Annotated in this window: 11 protein-coding genes; 1 reads left to right on the top strand and 10 read right to left on the bottom strand. The window is 57.5% G+C overall.

All coding sequences use genetic code 11. The annotated features are described in order from the left end of the window. Nucleotides 1-52: 52 nt before the first annotated feature. The 4 genes from HU751_RS25575 to HU751_RS25560 form a co-directional block, all read right to left on the bottom strand. Nucleotides 53-580 carry a DUF2247 family protein gene (locus HU751_RS25575; protein WP_186732929.1) on the bottom strand — a complete coding sequence of 176 codons (528 nt, stop codon included), beginning with the start codon at nucleotides 578-580 and terminating at the stop codon, nucleotides 53-55. Between the two features lie 223 nt (nucleotides 581-803). Then, the gene (locus HU751_RS25570; RefSeq protein WP_186732930.1) at nucleotides 804-1,361 is read right to left on the bottom strand and encodes a hypothetical protein; all 558 of its coding nucleotides are present in this window, start codon (nucleotides 1,359-1,361) and stop codon (nucleotides 804-806) included. Between the two features lie 193 nt (nucleotides 1,362-1,554). Then, entirely contained in the window at nucleotides 1,555-2,049 is a 495-nt protein-coding gene (locus HU751_RS25565; protein WP_202892791.1) for an SMI1/KNR4 family protein, read from the bottom strand. A gap of 99 nt (nucleotides 2,050-2,148) precedes the next feature. Further along, on the bottom strand, nucleotides 2,149-2,583 hold the full coding sequence (locus HU751_RS25560; RefSeq protein WP_186732931.1) for a hypothetical protein: 435 nt from the start codon (nucleotides 2,581-2,583) through the stop codon (nucleotides 2,149-2,151). Between the two features lie 340 nt (nucleotides 2,584-2,923). On the opposite strand from HU751_RS25560, the gene nfi reads away from it, so the two are divergent. Further along, nucleotides 2,924-3,637, top strand: coding sequence for a deoxyribonuclease V (nfi, locus tag HU751_RS27155; protein WP_186732932.1), 714 nt, complete (start codon nucleotides 2,924-2,926; stop codon nucleotides 3,635-3,637). Here the strand turns inward: nfi and HU751_RS25550 are convergent. The 6 genes from HU751_RS25550 to HU751_RS25525 all read right to left on the bottom strand — a co-directional run bounded on the left by HU751_RS25550 (nucleotide 3,606) and on the right by HU751_RS25525 (nucleotide 18,546). Then, entirely contained in the window at nucleotides 3,606-4,472 is an 867-nt protein-coding gene (locus HU751_RS25550) for a hypothetical protein (protein WP_186732933.1), read from the bottom strand. The two genes, nfi and HU751_RS25550, sit on opposite strands and share 32 nt — an antisense overlap. 183 nt (nucleotides 4,473-4,655) lie before the next feature. Next, entirely contained in the window at nucleotides 4,656-4,907 is a 252-nt protein-coding gene (locus tag HU751_RS25545) for a YrhB domain-containing protein (RefSeq protein ID WP_186732934.1), read from the bottom strand. A gap of 329 nt (nucleotides 4,908-5,236) precedes the next feature. After that, nucleotides 5,237-5,500, bottom strand: coding sequence for a DUF6966 domain-containing protein (locus HU751_RS25540; protein WP_186732935.1), 264 nt, complete (start codon nucleotides 5,498-5,500; stop codon nucleotides 5,237-5,239). 346 nt (nucleotides 5,501-5,846) lie between these two features. Further along, nucleotides 5,847-6,479: a hypothetical protein gene (locus HU751_RS25535; RefSeq protein ID WP_186732936.1), complete on the bottom strand. Its 633-nt coding sequence runs from the start codon at nucleotides 6,477-6,479 to the stop codon at nucleotides 5,847-5,849. A 543-nt stretch (nucleotides 6,480-7,022) separates the two neighbouring features. After that, a complete protein-coding gene (locus HU751_RS25530) occupies nucleotides 7,023-7,481 on the bottom strand; it encodes a hypothetical protein (protein ID WP_186732937.1) in 459 nt (152 codons plus the stop codon). Continuing rightward, entirely contained in the window at nucleotides 7,474-18,546 is an 11,073-nt protein-coding gene (locus HU751_RS25525; RefSeq protein WP_186732938.1) for a two-partner secretion domain-containing protein, read from the bottom strand. Before HU751_RS25525 ends, HU751_RS25530 begins: the two co-directional genes overlap by 8 nt. Nucleotides 18,547-18,617 lie beyond the last annotated feature (71 nt).

Raw genomic sequence — 18,617 nt, 5'->3', positions numbered from 1 at the left:
TCCGCCCCCACAAGGGCCGAAATTATAGTAGAAAATAGGTTCGCCCCCTATTTTAATTTTCATGAAAACCAGACAATTGATCTTTCACCCACCACTTGTGCTCATTAACAACGGACTTATAATTTAATGACGAGTGATATTCATCCGCCGTCAAAGCGCCTAAACCTGAAGTCATTGACAATGGTGCATCAGCAGGCCACCCCCAACTCGACCAAAATTCTGACAACTTTATTAAACCATACACTGAGTCAGCGTCTATATCTAACAACAACGTTTCCAACGCAACCGCTCGCCAAATTTTCCTGGATCTCTGCATGTCAGGCTTCTGAAGCATGCAGATTTTTTCCAACTGCTCAGACAATTCAGGTGCAAGCAGTTCACTGTCACAAGCCAAACCGACAATAAAATCATATGCAGGACTGTCTACAGTCATTCTTTCAAGCTCAGCATCTGCAAACTTTTCCACATAGAACGCTGGCAAACACCCTAAAACACTAGGAACACCGCAGACACCCTGAAACACTACTCCCCAGTCAGCCAACTCACGTTTAGAGATTCGTTCATAGACTATTTCAATCATGGCTTCACCGGCATACCATTAATAGTACCATTCGGCACAAACGTTCGGTGTGTCACACTGCCCAGTTTTAGCAAAAAGGGGAAAGATTTATTTCATCTATTCTAATTTCAGCCTACCTGCATGACGGCTAGACTCCTTCGCCGCCAGGAACCTAAATCAGAGTAGGAAAAATAGATCTCTCCACTTTTCGCTCCCTAAACTTCTCAGCCAGAGCACCAAATCACTACTCTTGGGAGGTACGAGACTTATCGACCAATACTCTCCGTTTATTTTCTTGTCGATTAGCCCGACTCATACCTTTCATTTCCTCCACCGAAAATCCCAAACGACCACCTAGCGCTTCAAAGCGCCTATAAGATCCCTCTCCCTCGGCAAGGTATTCAACCATGAACGGCTGAGGTGGAACCTCTTTGTTCCGAACGCCAGCCTGTAAAAAAATCACGTAGTCGTTCAAAGTAGAAATGGCTTGTCCAAGGGTCATTAATACCTGGGATTCCTCACTATACTCACACTCCAGGTACAGATGACCTGCCGCATATGCCATGTGGTGTGCATTGCCGAACCCCAAATACTCGGGTTGACCACGAAGCTCACACTCCTCCAGCCGAGTGATCAGCGCTTTGGCGCTAACACTACTACTAACGTCATCACTCAACCACCCCACAATCTCACGCACACCGCATGGCGGTCGTTCCTTCTGAACCCTGACATCAGACTCATTGACGGAGACGTCATAAAACCCAAAGCTCGACCAACTTGGATAAACAATACCTACATTCATACCCTTCTATTTTTCCGTATATAGGCCATGCTGTTGCCCCAGCGCTACAGGATAAAATAGGAGAGATCTATTTTCTTTGCTCTAATTCCTACTGTCCCTGCATGACTTCTCGATCCTTTCGACACCGCAGGGCCGAAATTAGAGCAGAGGAAATAGATCTGCCCCTCTTTCCTCACTTCCACTTTCGTCCTACTCAAATGATCCTCAACAAATCACCACACGTGAAAACCTTGAGAACACCTCTATTCTCATCAGCCAAAAGCTTCAGAAAAGCAAATAGATCGGCATCTGTTTCTGTCACAACATCAGTATTGGAGTCATAGTGATAGACAGCATCACTTAACGAAGTCTGGAGAAAATAGTACTGCGTTTCCGAGACAAGCGAAAAAACAAAAGGATTATTCAAGAAGCCATAGTGACCTGCCTCCTGCATTTGCGAGAAGAAGTCAACCTGAAAAAGCAAATGCTCCCTCACCGTCCAAGAGGTGCGATATAACTGAACCTGAGAGTCTCCGATCAAACCTACTGCGCATTTCCCCATCCTGCTCAAGAACAACTGCAGTTGTCCTTCAATGCGAATATCGTATAATCGGGCAATTTTATCCAGCTCGGGCTCACTATAACCCATACACTTTACGAAGCTCCGTTCCGCTCCGCACAAATATTCTAATAACTTATCACCACCCACGAAATTACTCCAGCAGAAAGAGGACAGATTTATTCTTCTTTAAATTAGATTGGGAAAAGTAGATCTGCCCCCCTTTCTTCGTTTTTAGCAGACATCTAATCATTTCAGCTCCACCAATAATTTCTTGAGTTTCTCTATAGAACTAGAACCTGCTCCGCCCCCCAAATACAGGCGACCGTCATCATAAACACACTCTCCTTGCCCTTCGACAGATACACCATAGGAAACAGCCAAAGCGAGACGCCTCCCCCGTCCAGTCCCTCCCGAAACATGAGCAATAAATGGCACTCCACTCTCACTCACCTCTAGCAAAGAATCATCCGCGCTCATGAAGGTCAACCAACAGCACGCGCCACCCTCATGATCCATTATGTAAATCATATTATCCAACAAACAATCACTACCCACCAAAGTTACACCAACGGTTATTCTCTGCGTCACAAATCCCAGACTAGACAATTCTTTCCTCAGCCTTCCTTTAAGCATTTTTAGCTCAGGAACTTTTTTCACTGGAACAAATAAACCATTCGCCATAACTGCCACCCTATATACTGACTCAGACGACCGGCCGAAACATCCAACCAACCGTCCTGGGTTCTAATATTAATATTGGACGAGAAGGGACTGACAAGGGTACAGATTTGTTTTCTATACTCTAATTTCGGCCTATCCTGCATGCCCCCTCGATCCCTTCGCCCCACAGGGACCGAACCTACAGTAGGAAAACCAGACCTGTCCAATTTTCAGTCCCTTTCATGCTTTTTCATGTCCAAGATCAATAGTAAAATCAGCTGGTCATTTGGCTCTTAAATGTCATAATCCTACGATTCGTTGACGACAACCTAACCGGCTTGATTTAGCGAGACCAGCCCACATGCAGCCAGTCATACAACACCCTTGGGATATACCCCCAAGCGAGGCTATCGATCTACAGATACGACTATCTAAACTTGTAGTCAAGCAAGATCAGCTTGGGCCTATCTCTAGTATCGCAGGCATTGATGTCGCCTACCACAAACAAAACGATACACTCATTGCCTCCATTGTTGTGGTTGACGCAGAAAGCCTGGAAGTCATCGAAGAGCATGCATGGTCGGATACGACTTCGTTTCCCTATGTGCCTGGTCTTTTTTCGTTTAGAGAACTGCCTTCTATCGTAAAGCTCTTATCAACTATAACCCACCGACCTGACCTGATCATCTGCGACGGGCAAGGTATAGCTCACCCTCGTCGGTTTGGCTTGGCATCGCATTTGGGGGTACTTTATGACATACCCACTATTGGATGCGGAAAAAGTCGCTTCATTGGTGAATACGCCCCTCCCCTTGATGAAAGGGGATGCCAATCAGGCCTGTTCGACGGAGCTGAACTAATCGGGGCCGCACTCAGGACTCAAAAACATGTAAAACCTGTGTTCGTTTCAATCGGCCACCGAATCTCCCTTGAAACTGCCTGTCACTGGGTATTGAATGCAACACGCCACTATCGCCTACCCGAAACGACTCGACTTGCAGATCGATATGGAAGGCAGTTCTACGAACAGAACAAACCGCCCATCAAGCTCCCAAGCCAACCAACCGATTATTAAAGTACACATCACATTCCGTGTGAAGCGCCTTGAACTCCGCACACCACTTGCGCCAGAAATCACGTTTCCCCTCATCTTCGGCGACTTTCAGCTCTTTCAGTTGGTCAAGGGTTCTCAAGCGGCCCAAAGTCTCAGGCGAATCGGAGATACGATCCACACACAACTCCTTTACATAGCTTAAATTTTCACCACTTAACAAGTACTTAATAGCTGATTCATCAACACCATCCCCACTTAGCGATAACCGCGAACCGCATATAAGCTCCGAGAGTTCCTTCTTTTCTCTCAACACAGGAAATCTTATGGAGTTACTAACCGTCGACACCTTCCCGAAATAATCCCCCATTAACGTTAAACGCTGCAATCCACTCATTGAAAAACCCAAAGACATCATGAAGGCATCACGCTTATACAGCATTGCATTTATTAAATCGCCGTTCTCATACCACTCATATTGTTGTATGACATCCTCACCTACCTCAAGGGAACGAAGCTGCCCCCCTGAATAATACGTAACCTCCGCAATAACCCAGCCATACTCAAATAGCTGTTCACTGACACAAACCTCACCGACAAACTCATAAGCAAATCCATTATAGACTTCACCACCCAGAAAAAATTGTTCACCTGTGTAATCACGTTCAGATTCAATTCCGACGCACTCTCCCTCCAAAATAAATTCGCTGCGATAATCACCTATGTAACAGCCATTGTCGTACAAGCCACCCCACATGAGATCTCCGTCCATGAACTCCAATGCCGCCCCAGAGTATGGGGCACCTCGAAAGACCCATGTACCAGCCTCTTCTGTCAACGCCGCTTTTTTTATAATCATAAATATTCCCTCCCAGTGATTAGATCCACATCCTTAGGAAAAAAAGGGACAGATTTATTCTCCCCACTCTAATCTCGGCCTACCTACGTGACAGCTAGATCCCTTCGCTGCCAGGATCTGGAATTAGAGTAGGGAAAATAAATCTGTCCCCTTTTCCGCCCCCCTTTGCAGTAATTACCTATATTATTTCTTATCACTCTTCCTCAGAGAGTACTCTTCCACATACTCCTTTGGCGGCAATGCCGTGCCAAAAAAATGCAGTTCGCCGGTATCTTTATCAACAAAAATCGGCCCATTCCCAACCAGTTGAAATAAAAAATCACCTGTCTCAACATACTGTTTAGAGTTGAAGCAAAATAGCCACCCATCAGGAAACTCTTCAGAATATGTTATAACCAGCGACATTGAAGACTTACTCAAATAATTAGTAACCATCTCCAGGGACTCTTCAAAACCTATCACTAGTTGGCCCTCAAAAACTTAAACGATGCAAACTTACTGAGATCAGCAACCTTGCCTGCCTGCCCATCTAAGAATCTGATAGTACCATTCTGGCTTACGACATTCAGTAAAAAAGGGGACAGATTTATTTGCCCTGCCTTACATGACTGTTCGCCACTTCTACACCCACACGGGTCGAAATTAGAGTAGGAAAAATAAATCTACCCCCTTTGCCCCCTTGTTTATGTTTTCACGAGACTATACTCAACCAGGAATCTGAGCAGCAGCTTCGCCTGTCGTTCTTTAACCATAAGACTATTTTCTCAAAGATCATAAAGTTGCGACCTCAAAAAATCTAATTCATTGTTTTCTGAAACTAAAGGCTGGCCATCCTTGTAGAGAACAACATCATTCAGAGAGCCCATACCCCCATACATTGACAACAGTTTCAGTGATGCACGCTCTGGATCCGACTCAAAGCCTGCCTTTAATTTTTCAAGAGCTACCGCCCAATCATTAAAAGCTCCGATACGTAGTAGCTCAATCATTCTTGTCAGAATCATTTCAATATCGCTGAGGCTTTTCATTTCAATGGACTCGAATCAATCACCTGAACTCCCTCAACAAGCCAAGGCTTCTGGACCACAATTTGCTGCGACCCACCGATATAGAACCCGTCTTGGAATCCAACTTAGAAAATAGCGGACAGATTTATTTTCCCCACTCTAATCTCGGCCTACCTAAATGACAGCTAGATCCCTTCGCTGCCAGGAGCTGGAATTAGAGTAGGAAAAATAAATCTGTCCCCTTTTCCGTTCCTTTTCCGCTCTTTTCTCTGCCCCCCTTTTTCTCTGTCCCCTTTTCTCCGGTGCAGTTGCAGACGTAGCCGGTACTTCAGCCGCACCAGTTGCTTTTGCACCGAGGCTACCGCCCTTATGTCACCGGCCTAAAATCATCAATCGTCTTGTTTTTTTCTTTCAATAGAGACGCAACGAAACCGGGATTGAAAACTATCAAAAACTCAATAGCATCATAAATTTTCCAGCGATGTATTTCGGGATGATCAATTATGGCGACAAGGTGCTTTTCAACAAGAGGCACATACTCTGAGTAGTTTTCACTACTCGTGAAGTCAAAAATTTTGGCTATTTCAAACGGTTCACTACTCGCCAAAGCAATGATTTTCGATAGGGGGGAATAGATCTGGATTCTCGCAGCCTCGATATCTCCACGATCAGCCACGTTGGCAAAATACCGAGTCACAGCCAAGAGTATTTGGTGATAAGTGTCGTCGTATCCGTATAGTCGATGGAAATAGACTCCTTCGATGCCTCCAGGTTTGTCCATTCTCCCCTCCAAGGCAATCAACCCTTCATGGATGCCCCAACTGGTCAGTAACTTCGCAGCCAAGAAGTGCTCCTCATCGTTATTCGCATGACGAAGCAAATCCAGCACGGCGTCAATTCTATCCTGTGGAATATCCTCTGGATCCAAATCTCCTGCACTCACGGCATAATCCGCATGTTTTGGAATGTGATTCAAAAGCTCGTATGTTTTCGGCTCCATAAAAACCTATTTTTTCCGTTTTAATATAGTCGGCCGGCACACAGCCCTTGATCAAACACTCACCATCGTGCGTAGAAAAAGGGGACAGATTTATTTTTCCTATCTAATTTCGCCCTACCAACATGATGGCAAGATCCGTTCGCTGCCAGCAACCGAAGTTAGAGTAGGAAAAATAAATCTGTCCCCTTTTCGGTCCTTAGGAAAGTCGAGAAGCCATGTCAAGTCTTTTACGTCGGGGTGTGTCCGCATGAATTCAAGCACCAACTGACATTGAAGCTCTACAAAACGAAAAACACTATCCTTATTTATTTGCCCCATGGATTAGTACCTCACTCGAGCTTCAGCAGCTTCTCGCATAAGCTGATCTGCCTGCTCCCTAGTCACGCCATGGGACCAAAAATGGACCAGAAAGGGGACAGATTTATTTCCCCTACTCTAATCTCGGCCCACCTACATGACAGCTAGCTCCCTTCGCTGCCAGGAGCCGGAATTAGAGTGAAAAAATAAATCTGCCCTCTTTTCCTGCCTTCTGCCCCAAACTCTTCAAATCCCATGCCGTAACTTAACAAGGGCACTCTTATGAACACAATTTCTTATTCCCTTAAGACTTGAATAGTAATAGGCCATCAGCCTCACTGGATTCGGACTTTTACTTTTCGCAGCCTCCAGCTCCCTTATAACAACAGTCGTCCTCATTCGATGTACAAAAAGCCCCATCACGAAGTACTTAATTGCATTACTCTCACCTACTGCAAGCAGGCTTCTAATTAGGAGCACTTGACAAGACACCGGCAAATGAACACGAGAAGCAACACTTGCCCCCAATCGAACATTAAAACTCGCCAACGCCTGCACAACCTCCAGTTTCTTATCGCCTGACAGCACTCTTATTTCTTGGCAGAGCGCATTCTCAGCGCGAGAATTCCTATTGAAAGAAAGATCAGATACTAGCTTTTTGACCCTTTCTGCTGCAGATTGCTCGCTCATGTTTTGATCACTCATCACTCTTAAACATCCCTTGCGGAAGCTTAACTATAGGCGCCGCATCTGCAGGAGGCTGGTAATGCCCAGAAAGATTGTCCCAGGACTTCAACCCTCCCTTCTGAGAAAATTGAACCTGCCCCGCAAACTCGACCTCCGCTCCTTTCGACAAGGATAAATGACCTGAGGCCCCTTCTCGCGGGGGTGCTATATAAATCTTCCCATCCATCTGAATAAAGTCATATTTCCCTTTAGGAGTACGCATTCCGCCTGGCACTCGATACTTGTATCCTCCTTCAGTCATGACCAACTCATAGCGTGGACCTGGTACTACAGCATCACCAGGGTACAAGTTTTTGAACTTGGTATTCTGGTTACTGGCTGCATCTGTCCCCTTCCCTCCAACAGGAATATCACATGGCCCACCAGTATTGTGCACCCACGTCCTAAGATCCCCCACATAGAACGTATGCCCCACATCCACCGTCAGGTTAAACGTCTTCCCAACCGGCTTATACAACCGCGCCGAGACCACCCGAGTCGACGTCCCTTCACCCTCTCCATCTGCCAGCGACTGCAGCAGATCCCCCTGCCGTAGCTCGCCCATCTGCACAAAGTCACGCTTGGCGGGTACATAGAACGGGTGACTCGGTGTCACCAACAATGTTTCCGATCTTACCGCGCCATCGGTACGGGTGCTCTCCAGGGCCAGGCGATAGATCGGCTGGTCATCCCGCTCATGGGTCGCGGTGATCGCCGCGGCAAACGGCTTGCCGCCGTGCTCTGGCTTGGTCCACACCAAATCCCCGACCTTGAGCGTTTCAATCGCCCGGTCGCCATCCGGCGTTGCCACCAGGGTGCCAGCTGCGAAACAACGCGGGCATGGCGGGACCTTCGCGCCCTCGCCCGGGCTGACCTTACCCTCTCCGGATTTGCCCTTACCGCCCCCCGTCGCAGCGACTACGCCTCGGCCACCGGCCATGATGGCCAGCGCCCCGGTCGTACCCAGTTCGGTGATCAGCGTAGCCTTTTCTTCGATCGTCAACTTACGACCAGCGGCATTGTCCAGCCATGATGTTTCCGTATCCCATCGCTGAAGCCCGGCTTGCTCCGCAGGCGTCAACCAGCCTTCCTTGATGAGTTTCGCGGTGAACAGGTCCTTATCGGGCACAAACAAGCCGCCGGTACCGGCAGGGTTCATCGACGGCATCAGGTGTTGCCCTGGGTTGCCATTGAGCAAACCGACGGTGTCGTATCCCTGGTTCTTAAAGAACGCAATCAGTTCCTTGGCAACCGGGCTGTCGATGACAACCGCGCTGTCGACCAGCCCCTGCGCACACGCACGCGTCTTGCAATCGTCCATCGCCTTCGAGCGGGCGATGGAGATGCTTTCGTATCGATCGACGATGTCCTGGATCCGGCCCGCCGTGCACTGCTTGGTTGCTCGACATGCCTTCAACTCACCCAGCATGCGCTCCGCAGTCGGGTGATCGAGGTTGTTGTATTGGGTAGCGTTCTGCGCCACCCAGCCTGCCACCTGCTGCCCTTTCTCATCGGCCCCCAAACCTGCGGCCACGGTCAGCCCCAGCAACTGCGAGGTCATGGTCAGCAGTTGCTCATGCGACGCCCCGGGGAAAATGTGTTCACCAACGGTGGCGACGAAGGCTTCGTTCGCACCTGCCGCAATCGCCCCCGTACGGAAATCACCACCCGCGGCCTCGGCGATCAGACCACCGACCAAGGCGTGCGCCACAGTCTTGGTTGGCAGCCCTTCGAAGTACAGCTTGTCGCCAAGTCGCTTGTAGATGGCCGCCGACAGCGCATTGCCCACGAAGGTCTTGCCTGCATCGGTCAGGTTGCTACCCAGGCTGCTCCCTTCCAACGCGGATTTGGCCACAGCGCCTATTGCTGCCTGCGAGCCGGTGTAGCCGGCAAACTTGCCGAAGCCCGAAAGCTTGCTCAGATCGAAGCCAAAGGTAGGCTTGTTCAAGTCCTCGGCGGATATGCCAAACGCATCGTTGAGATAGGCAGCGGTAACCCCGGCGGTAATTGCGCCTGTGGCATACCCCTTCAGGCTGCTCGATGAGGTCACATCCTTGAACACCGCCCCAAGGTTGCCACGGTTGTTGATACCGCTGATAACGGCGTTGTTGGTGGCCGCTGTGGCAATGCTGCTCAACGCAACGTTTGCCCAACCGGCTGAAACTGTCGAACCGACCACCGCGCCATTGGCCACGGCACTGGCGGTCGCGGTTCCGCTTGCAGCCAAAGCCGAACCGGAACCTGCCACGGCACCTGTGGCATTGCCAATCATTGCGCCGGCCGCCCCTGCCGTCAGGTAGGTGACGATGATGGCAATGACGATCTGCGCCCCAGCCCCAAGCCCGGAATGGCTGTACTTGAAGGAGTCATGCACTTCCTTCACCTGCCGCCAGTCCACATCCCCACGCTTCTCGACTTCCTTCAGCCAAGCCAGCTGTGGATCGGCCGCGACCATGGCGTCGATGCTCTGGCTGATGGTCGCCTGGTCGACATGTTTCACATCGACCTTCAAGCCATCCACCGCCTTGATCACCAGATCACCATTGGCGGTCAGCTGGCTCTGACGCAGGGTCTCGTCAGTGCTGCCCTTGCCCTTCATGCTGTTCCAGGCAAGGTCACCCTTGGACTTCTCGTGACTCTCCTGATGCATGTCCTTGACCGCTTCGAAGGTCACCGAACCGCCGCTATCGATGGTCAGGTCCGCACCGGAGGCGAGTTTCGCGCCCTGGTACAGCTGGTCACCGCCGCTCTCGAGGGTCAGGTCGCCACCACTGGTGATCTCACTGCCCACCGCCTTCACGTCGGTCACTTCATCACGCTGGGTCTTCTTGCTCCCCCAACCACCCTTCTTGTTCATGTCATACAGCGAGTACTGGCTGTCGTTGGCGGCCAGCAGCTCGAGCTTGTCGCCGGCCACCAGGTAGGCTTCGTCGCCGGCGCTGGCCTTGCTCGCCACCATGCGCAGGTCGCGCCCGGCGTCGATGGTCAGGTCGCCGCCGGCCTTCACTTCGGCCGACTGCTGCTCGACGTCGTCCTCCTGGCGCTCGTACTTGGTCTTGCCTTTCTTGCCCTTGGCGTAGCTGTGCTCCTCGTTCGCCGCAGCGGCCAGGGTCACGTCGCGCCCGGCCTGCAGGGCCAGGTCGCGGCGGGCCTCGATCTCGCTGGCGACGATGCTCAGGTCCTGGCCGGCCGTGGCGGTGAGGTTGCCGCCGGCCTTCACCTCGCTGCCGTACTGGGTGATGCTGGTGTCATGGCCACTGACGCGGCGACGCTGGTACTCGTGGCTGTCGACACCTTCCTGGCTGGCGATGATCAGGTCACGCCCGGCATCCATGTCGATGTTGCCGCCGGCCTGCACGGCGCCGCCGACAATGCCGATATCCTGCCCCGCCGTGATCGTCAGGTTGTTCGCCGCCTCGATGCGCGCGGCGGTGTCGACCAGGTCCTTGGTCACGTGCTCACCGCCCGCGCGGCCTTCCAGGCGGGTGACACTGCGTTCGTTGATCACGTCGCCGGTCAACGCGGTGAGGCTCACTTCACGCCCGGCGATGATCCCGCCCTGGGCGTTGCGGATCGACTCGGTGGCCAGCATGTCCAGGCGCCCGCCCGCCTCCATCAACCCGGCGTTGCCGATGTTGGTGGCGCTGACGGCGAGGTTGTTGGTGGCGCGCAAGGTGCCGACGTTGACCAGTTCGCCGCCGCTGATCAGGTTGACGTCGCGGCCCTGGATCAAGGCGCCGTTGGGGGCCACGCGGCCGTTGGCGTGGGCCAAGTACAGCACCGGGGCGAGTACCTTCTCGCCGTTGACCTCGACCTGCTCCATCCAGACGATGTCGTGGGTCAGCGCCGCCACCTGCTCGGCGCTGAGCGACACGCCCACGCTCAGCGACAGCTTGTCCTTGCTGGCGATGGCGTTGTCCATCAGGTAGCGGAACAGCGTCTCGTCGCTGGTCATGCCGTCGATGTAGCGCTGGCCGGTACGGGCCACCACCGCCTCGCGGATCAGGCGCTGCTCGTAGAGGCCATCGCCCAGGCGCTTGATGGCCTGGTCCGGCTTGATATTGAGCTGGCCGAGCATGTAGTCGGAGCTGAGGAACTGCTTGAGGTCGGTCAGGACCGGATTGGTCTCTACCAGGTACTTGTGCGAGACATTCGGCACGCTGCGCTCAGGCACGCCCTGGACCAGCTTGACCCCGGCAGCCAGGCCGCCCAGCGCCACGCCGGAGCCAGCCACGGCGCCCTGCGCCGCAGCCGCGCCGTCGGCGCCAAGCGTCTGCGCGGCACGGCTGTCGGCACTGGCCGTGCTGGCCAGCGGTGCGATGAAGGTACCGCTGCCTGCCTGGGTGCGGTCAGCGGTCGCGCCCAGGGCGTCGCCGCTGATCGCGGCCTGGCCGGCCTGGCTGCTGATGCGGAACAGGCCGTTGCTGCCCTGGGGCAGGCTGAAGCTGGGCAGGGTGACCGGGTTGACCTGGCGCTGGGCCAGGTCCGGCGGCAACTGCGGGTTGAGCGCGCGCACCTGGGTCTGGGCCTGGCGCGCATCGGCCGTGGCATCGCCACGGGCGTTGATGGCGCCGGCACCGGCCTGGTTGACGCGTACCACGCTGTTGTCGATTCGCTGGGTGGCGTTGATGGTCACCGCGCCAGCCGACTGCACCACCGCCGGGGCGACCACGGCGCCAGCAATCGGCGTCTTGTTGTCGATGACGTCATAGATGCTGGCATACGGATAGCCAGACGCCGCCATGACCTGATCGAGGGTCAGCGAACCCGGGTTCTGGTTGAACTGGTTCTTGGCGTTGATGAAGGCGTTGTACTGGCCGCGATCACGGGTGTACATGCTGGCGGTGAGGTTGCGTTGCTCGCCGCCACCGGCGCCCTTGTTCTCGAACACGGCCGTGTTGATGGCGATATCGCCGCCCGCCGAGACACTGCTGTAGTGGTTGCGGAACGCGTTACCGGCAAAGGTCAGCTTGCCGCCGCTGGTGATGAAGGCTGTGGGGCTGTCCTGGTCGATGACATCCTGCCAGCTTTCCGTGGCCGAGAAGTACAGCTCGCAGCCCTTGCCCTTGCAGCGGTCGTCGGAATACACGTTGACGTAGCCGGCGACCAGCTTCTGCTTCGAGCTCAGGTGTTCCTTGCGGTTGAGCATGGTGTCCACCGCCAGGGTCATGCTGCCGGCGCTTTCCATGCTGGCGGAGATATTGTCCAGCAACGCGGCGCGGGCGCTGCCGTTGCCGGCCAGGTCCAGGCCGCCGAGGCTGTAGATATCGCCGTAGTAGTTGCTCAGGCTGCCCACGCGCAGGGTCATGTCGTTGCCGCTGAACACCAGGCCGCGCTGGTTGCTCAGGGTGTTGGCGGCAAGTGTCACCGCCGCGGCACCACCCAGGGTGCCGCGGTTCTCGAGGCTGGCGGCGTTGACCGTGAGGCCGCCGAGGGCGGTCAGGCGACCATCGTTGCTCAGCAGGTTGCGGGCGGTCACCACGCTGCCGGCGCCACCGGCCAGGCTGGCGGCACTGGACAGGCGGATGTCGGTGGCGCTCAGCCCCAGGCCGCCGAGGCTGCTCAGGCGGCCGTTACCGTCGTAGTTGCCGGTGAGGTCGAGTTGCAGGCTGCCATCGCTGGCCAGCTGGCCATGGTTGGTCCAGTCGCCGCCACGGCCCTTGAAGCTCTCGACCGCCAGCAGCTTGCCGCTGGCGGTCTGCACGAAGCGGCCGATGTCCAGCTCCAGGCGCCGGGCCTGCAGCACGCTGTCGTTGGTCCAGCTGGCGGCGCCGATGCTCAGCAGGCCATCGGTATGCAGCACGCCGCCGGCCTGGGTGACCTTGTCCGAGGCCAGGCCGAAGGTGCCAAGGCCGGTGTGCAGCAGTTGCCCGCCGCTGTTGCTCAGGCCGCCGATCTGCAGGTCGAGGTCGTGGTTGGCGGTGGCCAGCACGCCGTTGTCGTTGAGCAGGTTGCCCGTGACGATGAAGCGGCTGGTGCCGGTCTTGCCGAGGGCGCGCAGGTTGCCCGCGCGGTTGTCGAGCTCGCTGGCGCGCAGCAGCAGGTCGCTTTCGCTTTCCAGCTGGCCGAGGCCGTTGTACAGCGCGCCGCTCAGGTCGAAATCAATGCGCCCGGCGCCGATCTTGCCGCTCTGGTTGAGCAGCTGCTGGCCCTGCAGGTGCAGCAGCCCGGCGGCGTACAGGCCGCCAGCGCGGTTGTCGAACTCGGCGGTGTCGAGCTGATTGTCGCCGCCCAGGGCCGAGAGGTAGCCGCCCTGGTTGTTCACCCGGGTGTCGGCCTTGATGTCCACCGACTGCGCCTGGGTGGTGCCGCCGCCGTTGTCGAACAGGCCGGCGAAGACGCCCTTGAACAGGCCTTTGACCGCGCTGAGCATGCCGCTGCCGCCGTTGTCGAGGCTCGCGGCATGCAGCTCGAGGTCGCCCGCCTGGCTCTCCAGGCGTCCGCCGTGGTTGTTCAGGGCCTTGTCCAGGCGCACTTCGATGCCGCCCTGGCTCTTCAGGGTACCGGCCTGGTTGTCCAGGGCATTGGCGTGGATGTCGAGCTTGCCGTGTTCGCTGAACAGCAGGCCGTCCTGGCCGTTGAGCAGGTCACCGCTCAGGCGCAGCACCAGGTTCTGCTGGCTGGCCAGGTTGCCGCCACGGCTGTTGTCCAGCGTCGCCGAATCGACACGCAGCAGGCCGTGGCTGATCAGCTTGCCGCCGTTGTTGGCGATGCTGCCGGCCTTGAGCAGCAGGTCGGCGCCACTGACCAGGCGCGCGCCGTCGGTGTTGAGCAGGGCCCCGGTCAAGGTCAGGTCGAGCAGCGCGCGGCTGGTCAGCTGACCCTTGGCGTTTTCCAGGCGCTTGCCGACGACGGTGATCGCCTGGCCGTTGATCTGCCCGCCCTGGTTGTCGATGACGGTGCCGGCCTGGTCGAACGCCAGGTCGCCGGTGGCGGAAATGAGCCCGCCGCCGCTGTTGTCGAGCCGGTCGGTGACACTGAGGGTGATGGCCTGCTCGGAAGAGATGATGCCCTTGCTGTTATGCAGGTTGGCCGCGGTGATCTGCTGGTTACCCTTGCTGACCAGGGCGCCCAGTTCGCGGTTGTCGAGGGTACCGTCCAGGGTCACGGTGAGGTCGCCGTCCTTGCTGGACAGGGTGCCTTCGCCGCTGTTGTTCAGGTCGGTGCCCTTGGCCAGCAGGCCCTGCGCGCCGGAAATCAGGCCCTTGCCGCTGTTGTCCAGCAGTGGCGCCTCCACGGTCAGCCGGCCATCGCTGAGGATGCGGCCCTGCTGGTTGTCGATGCGCTGGGCGAGCAGGTTGTAGGATTGCTGGCTGGTGACCTCACCGGCGCTGTTGTCGAGCTTGCCCAGGTTGTGGATGTTCAGTGGGCCGTTGGCGCTGATCAGGCCGCCCTGGTTCAGCAGGTCGCCGCCGTTCAGGTCGAGGTCGAGCTTCTGTTCGCCGATCAGCCGCCCCTGGCGCTGGATCAGCTCGCTGACCCGCAGCAGCAGGTCGCCCTTGGCGGAAATTTCACCTCCCTGGCTGGAGTCGACCTGCCCGGCCACCAGCGTCAACGCGCCATCGCTGTGGATTCGGCCACCCTGCGAAAGGGCATCGGCGCCGTTGCGCAGGTCGCCGGTGGTCAGCTTCATGGCCTGCTTGCTGCTCAAGGCGCCGCCACGGTTGTCGAGCGCGGCGCTGTCGACGGTCATCGCCGCCTGGCTGATGAGCTGGCCGCCCTGGTGGTTGTCCAGCTGGCCGGTGGTGACGGTCACGCCGGTGTTGCCCGACAGCAGGCCGCGCTCGCTGTTGAGCAAGCCGGCGCTGGTCACGGTCAACGCACCGACGGCGGACAGGATGCCCTGGTCGTGGTTGTCGAGCTGGCCGCCGATCGTGGCCTTGAGGGCCTGGCCGCTGGCAAGGCTGCCGCCGGTGTAGTTGTCGAGGCTGGTGGCCTCGACCGTGAGGTCATGGCTGGCCGACAACACGCCTTGAAGGCTGTTGTCGAGGACGCCGGCGATGCGCAGGGTCAGGTCCTGGGCACTGATCACTCGCCCGCCACGGTTGTCGAGTTTGTTGGCAACCAGGCTGAAACCGTGATTGCTGGAAATCTCGCCCGCCTCGCGGTTGTCCACCACACCGATCTGACGCAACAACAGGCTGCCCGGCGAACGCAGCAGGCCGCCGTTGCGGTTCACCAGCTGGCCGTGCTGCAGGTCGAGATCGATACCGGTTGCGCTGACCAGTTGCCCGTGGTCGTTCTGGTCGAGGCCGGTCAGCGTGGCATCGATCTGGCCGGCGGCGCTGATGCGCCCGTAGGCATTGTTGTCGAGCTGGGTAGCGACCAGCAGCAGGCTGCGGGCTCCGATATTGCCCTTGGCACTGTTGTCGATGGCGCCGCTGCGCAGCTCGGCGTGGTCCTGGGCGCTGATGACGCCGAGGTGGCTGTTGTCCAGGCGACCGGCCTTGAGCAGCAGCCCGGTGTTGGTCACCAGGGTGCCGCCCTGGTTGTCCAGCAGCCCCTTGCTGGTCAGGTCCAGGGCCGCGTTGGCCGAGACCTTGCCGCCCTGGTTGTTGCGCAGCGTGCCGGCATTCAGGGTAACGGTGGCGTCACTGACGATCAGGCCGGCGTCGCTGTTGTCCAGCTGGCCGTCCAGGGTCACGTCGATGTGCTGGTGGCTGCTCAGCTTGCCGCCGTTGTTGAGCAGCTCGGTGCCGTGCAGGCTCAGGCGGTCATAGCCACTGAGCAGGCCCTTGTTCTGGTTGAGCAGGCGCTGCACGGTGAGGGCCAGGCCACGGTCGCCGATGACCTTGCCGCCTTGGTTGTCCAGCAATTCGCTGGCATTCAGGACGACCTTGCCGGCGCTGGAAATCTCACCCTGCTGGTTGAGGATGCGCGCCGCGCTGATGTCGGCCACGGTGGTCGCGCCAATCTTGCCGCCCTGCTGGTTGTCGATCGTGTCGGCGGTGAGCAGCAGGCTGCCCAGGCTGGTCAACCTGCCGCCTTGATGGTTCAAGGTGCCCAGGTGGGCCTCGAGGTCGCCCTTGGCGGTGATGTTGCCCAGGCGCTGGTTGTCGACCGTGCCGGCGATCAGGTCGAGACGACCATCGCTCTGCAGGTGGCCGGCATCGCTGTTGGACAGGCTGGCGACGTCGATGAGGGCCTTGCCCTTGGTGGTGGCCGCGCCCTTGTCGCGGTTGTCGAAATGCCCGCCGGTGACGGTCAGCGAGCGGTCGGCGAGGACCAGGCCGCCACGGTTGTCGAGGTGCTTGCCATGCAGGCTCAGGTCGCCGAGGCTCGACACAATGCCGTCGCCGCGGTTATCCAGGGTGGCCACCTTGATGTCCGACGTGCCGTCGCTGAGCAGGTTGCCCTTGCCGCTGTTATCCAGGCCCACGGCCTTGAGGTCGAGCAGGCGCTTGGCCGAAACCAGGCCGAGGCGGTTGTCGATGTCGGCGCTGGCGTTGATCAGCACATCGCCCCCGAGCAACTGGCCGCCACCGTTGAGCAGGCCGGCGGTGGTGATGTCCAGGCGGTCGGCACTGAGCTTGCCGCCGCCCTGGTTATCCAGCAGCGCATGGGTGGTCAGCTTGGCCTGCCGATCGCTGCCGACCAGGCCTTTGTCACGGTTGTCGAGCTGGGTGGCGGTGACCTGCAGGCCGCCCTGGCCAACCAGGCGGCCGCCCCGGTTGTCGAGGGTTGCGCTGGCATCCACCACGGCCTTGCCCTTGCCTTGCAGCAGGCCTTGGTCACGGTTGTCGATCGCGTGGGCGTTGACCGTCAGGGTGTCGTCGGCCAGTACCTGGCCTTTGCGGTTGTCCAGCTGGCCAGCCGTCAGCGTGGTCACTCGGCCTTTGAAGGTGCCGCCCTGGTTGTCGAGGGTGGTGCTGCCGGTGGCATCCAGGGTGCGGTTGGCCACCACGCTGCCACGGTTGCGCAGGGTCTGGCCGGTGAGGGTCACGTCGCCGTGGGCATTGCGGGTGTTGTCCGGCTCCACGCCGGCTTCGATGACGCCCTGGTTGTCGATCCGCGCGCCGACCACGGTGATGCTGTCCCTGGCGGCGAGGCTCTGGCCGACCGTTGCTTCGTCTCGCACCCGCACGCTGGCGCTGCCGGCGGCGTAGGTCTTGCCGGTCAGCTCGGCGCTCTGCGCGGCGACCGTCAGGTTGCCGGCACTGGACGTCTGCGCCAGGGTCACCTTGCCGTTGGCGTCCACCTGGATGTCGCCGGTGGTGGCAGCCATGTTGCCGGCCAGCTTGACGCCCACGCCCTGCTCGGTGCCTACCAGGCGAATGGTGTTCGCATACATGCCACCCAGCGCCGAACTGTCGATGGCCAGCAGCGGCTTGTCGCCGCCCTCGTCGGCACGCGGCGTGGCCTGCAGGGTGTCAACCTTGACGTCGTTGCGCCCGGTAACGATGTTCAGTTGCTTGGCATGCAGCTCGGTGTTGAGCTTGGCGCTGCGGGTGATCAGGTCGAACTGGTCGAGGTTGGTGGCGTTGAGCGCGTCGCCTTCGATGGCGATGTCGCCACCGTCCACCTGGAAGCGGTCGAGGCGCTCGCCGTCCATGATCGGCTTGCCGGTGGTGAGGGTCGCCCGCGGTGTGTTGATGAAGCCGCAGCCCTTGCAGGTGATGCCATGGGGGTTGGCGACGATGACCCGGGCCGCCTGCCCCGCTACCTCGGTGTAGCCCTGCAGGGTACTGCGGTTGCCGCCGGTGACCTGGTTGAGGATCACCTGGGCCGCCTGGCCCCTGAGGTTCGGGTTGCCGACGATGATGCCGCCCAGCTGGGTCGACTGGGTCTTGTTCGTGGCGTTGTTGAGGATCAGCCCGTTGCTGCCGACGTTGTAGTCGCGGAAGGTGTTGGTCGACAGGCCGCTGCCATTGGGCGTGGCGATGTTGACGATCGGCACCCCGTTGCCGGCCTGCTTGATGCTGGTGTTGGCATTGGCCGCCGCGTCGACGGTCAGTTGCGCGGCCGTGGCGACGATGGGGTTGAGGAACAGCACACCCGCGACGATCAGGGCGATGCATTGGTTCAGTGGGGTGCGGATATCCATGTCGAACGAACTCCAGTCGCTGCTCGGGCCAGTTGCAGACCCGCCCCTGGCGGGGCGGCGATGTCACGGGT

The sequence above is a fragment of the Pseudomonas peradeniyensis genome, assembly GCF_014268935.2.
GTDB lineage: Bacteria > Pseudomonadota > Gammaproteobacteria > Pseudomonadales > Pseudomonadaceae > Aquipseudomonas > Aquipseudomonas peradeniyensis.
Note: the sequence above shows the minus strand (reverse complement) of the source record. Positions and strands in the feature narration are given on the sequence as shown.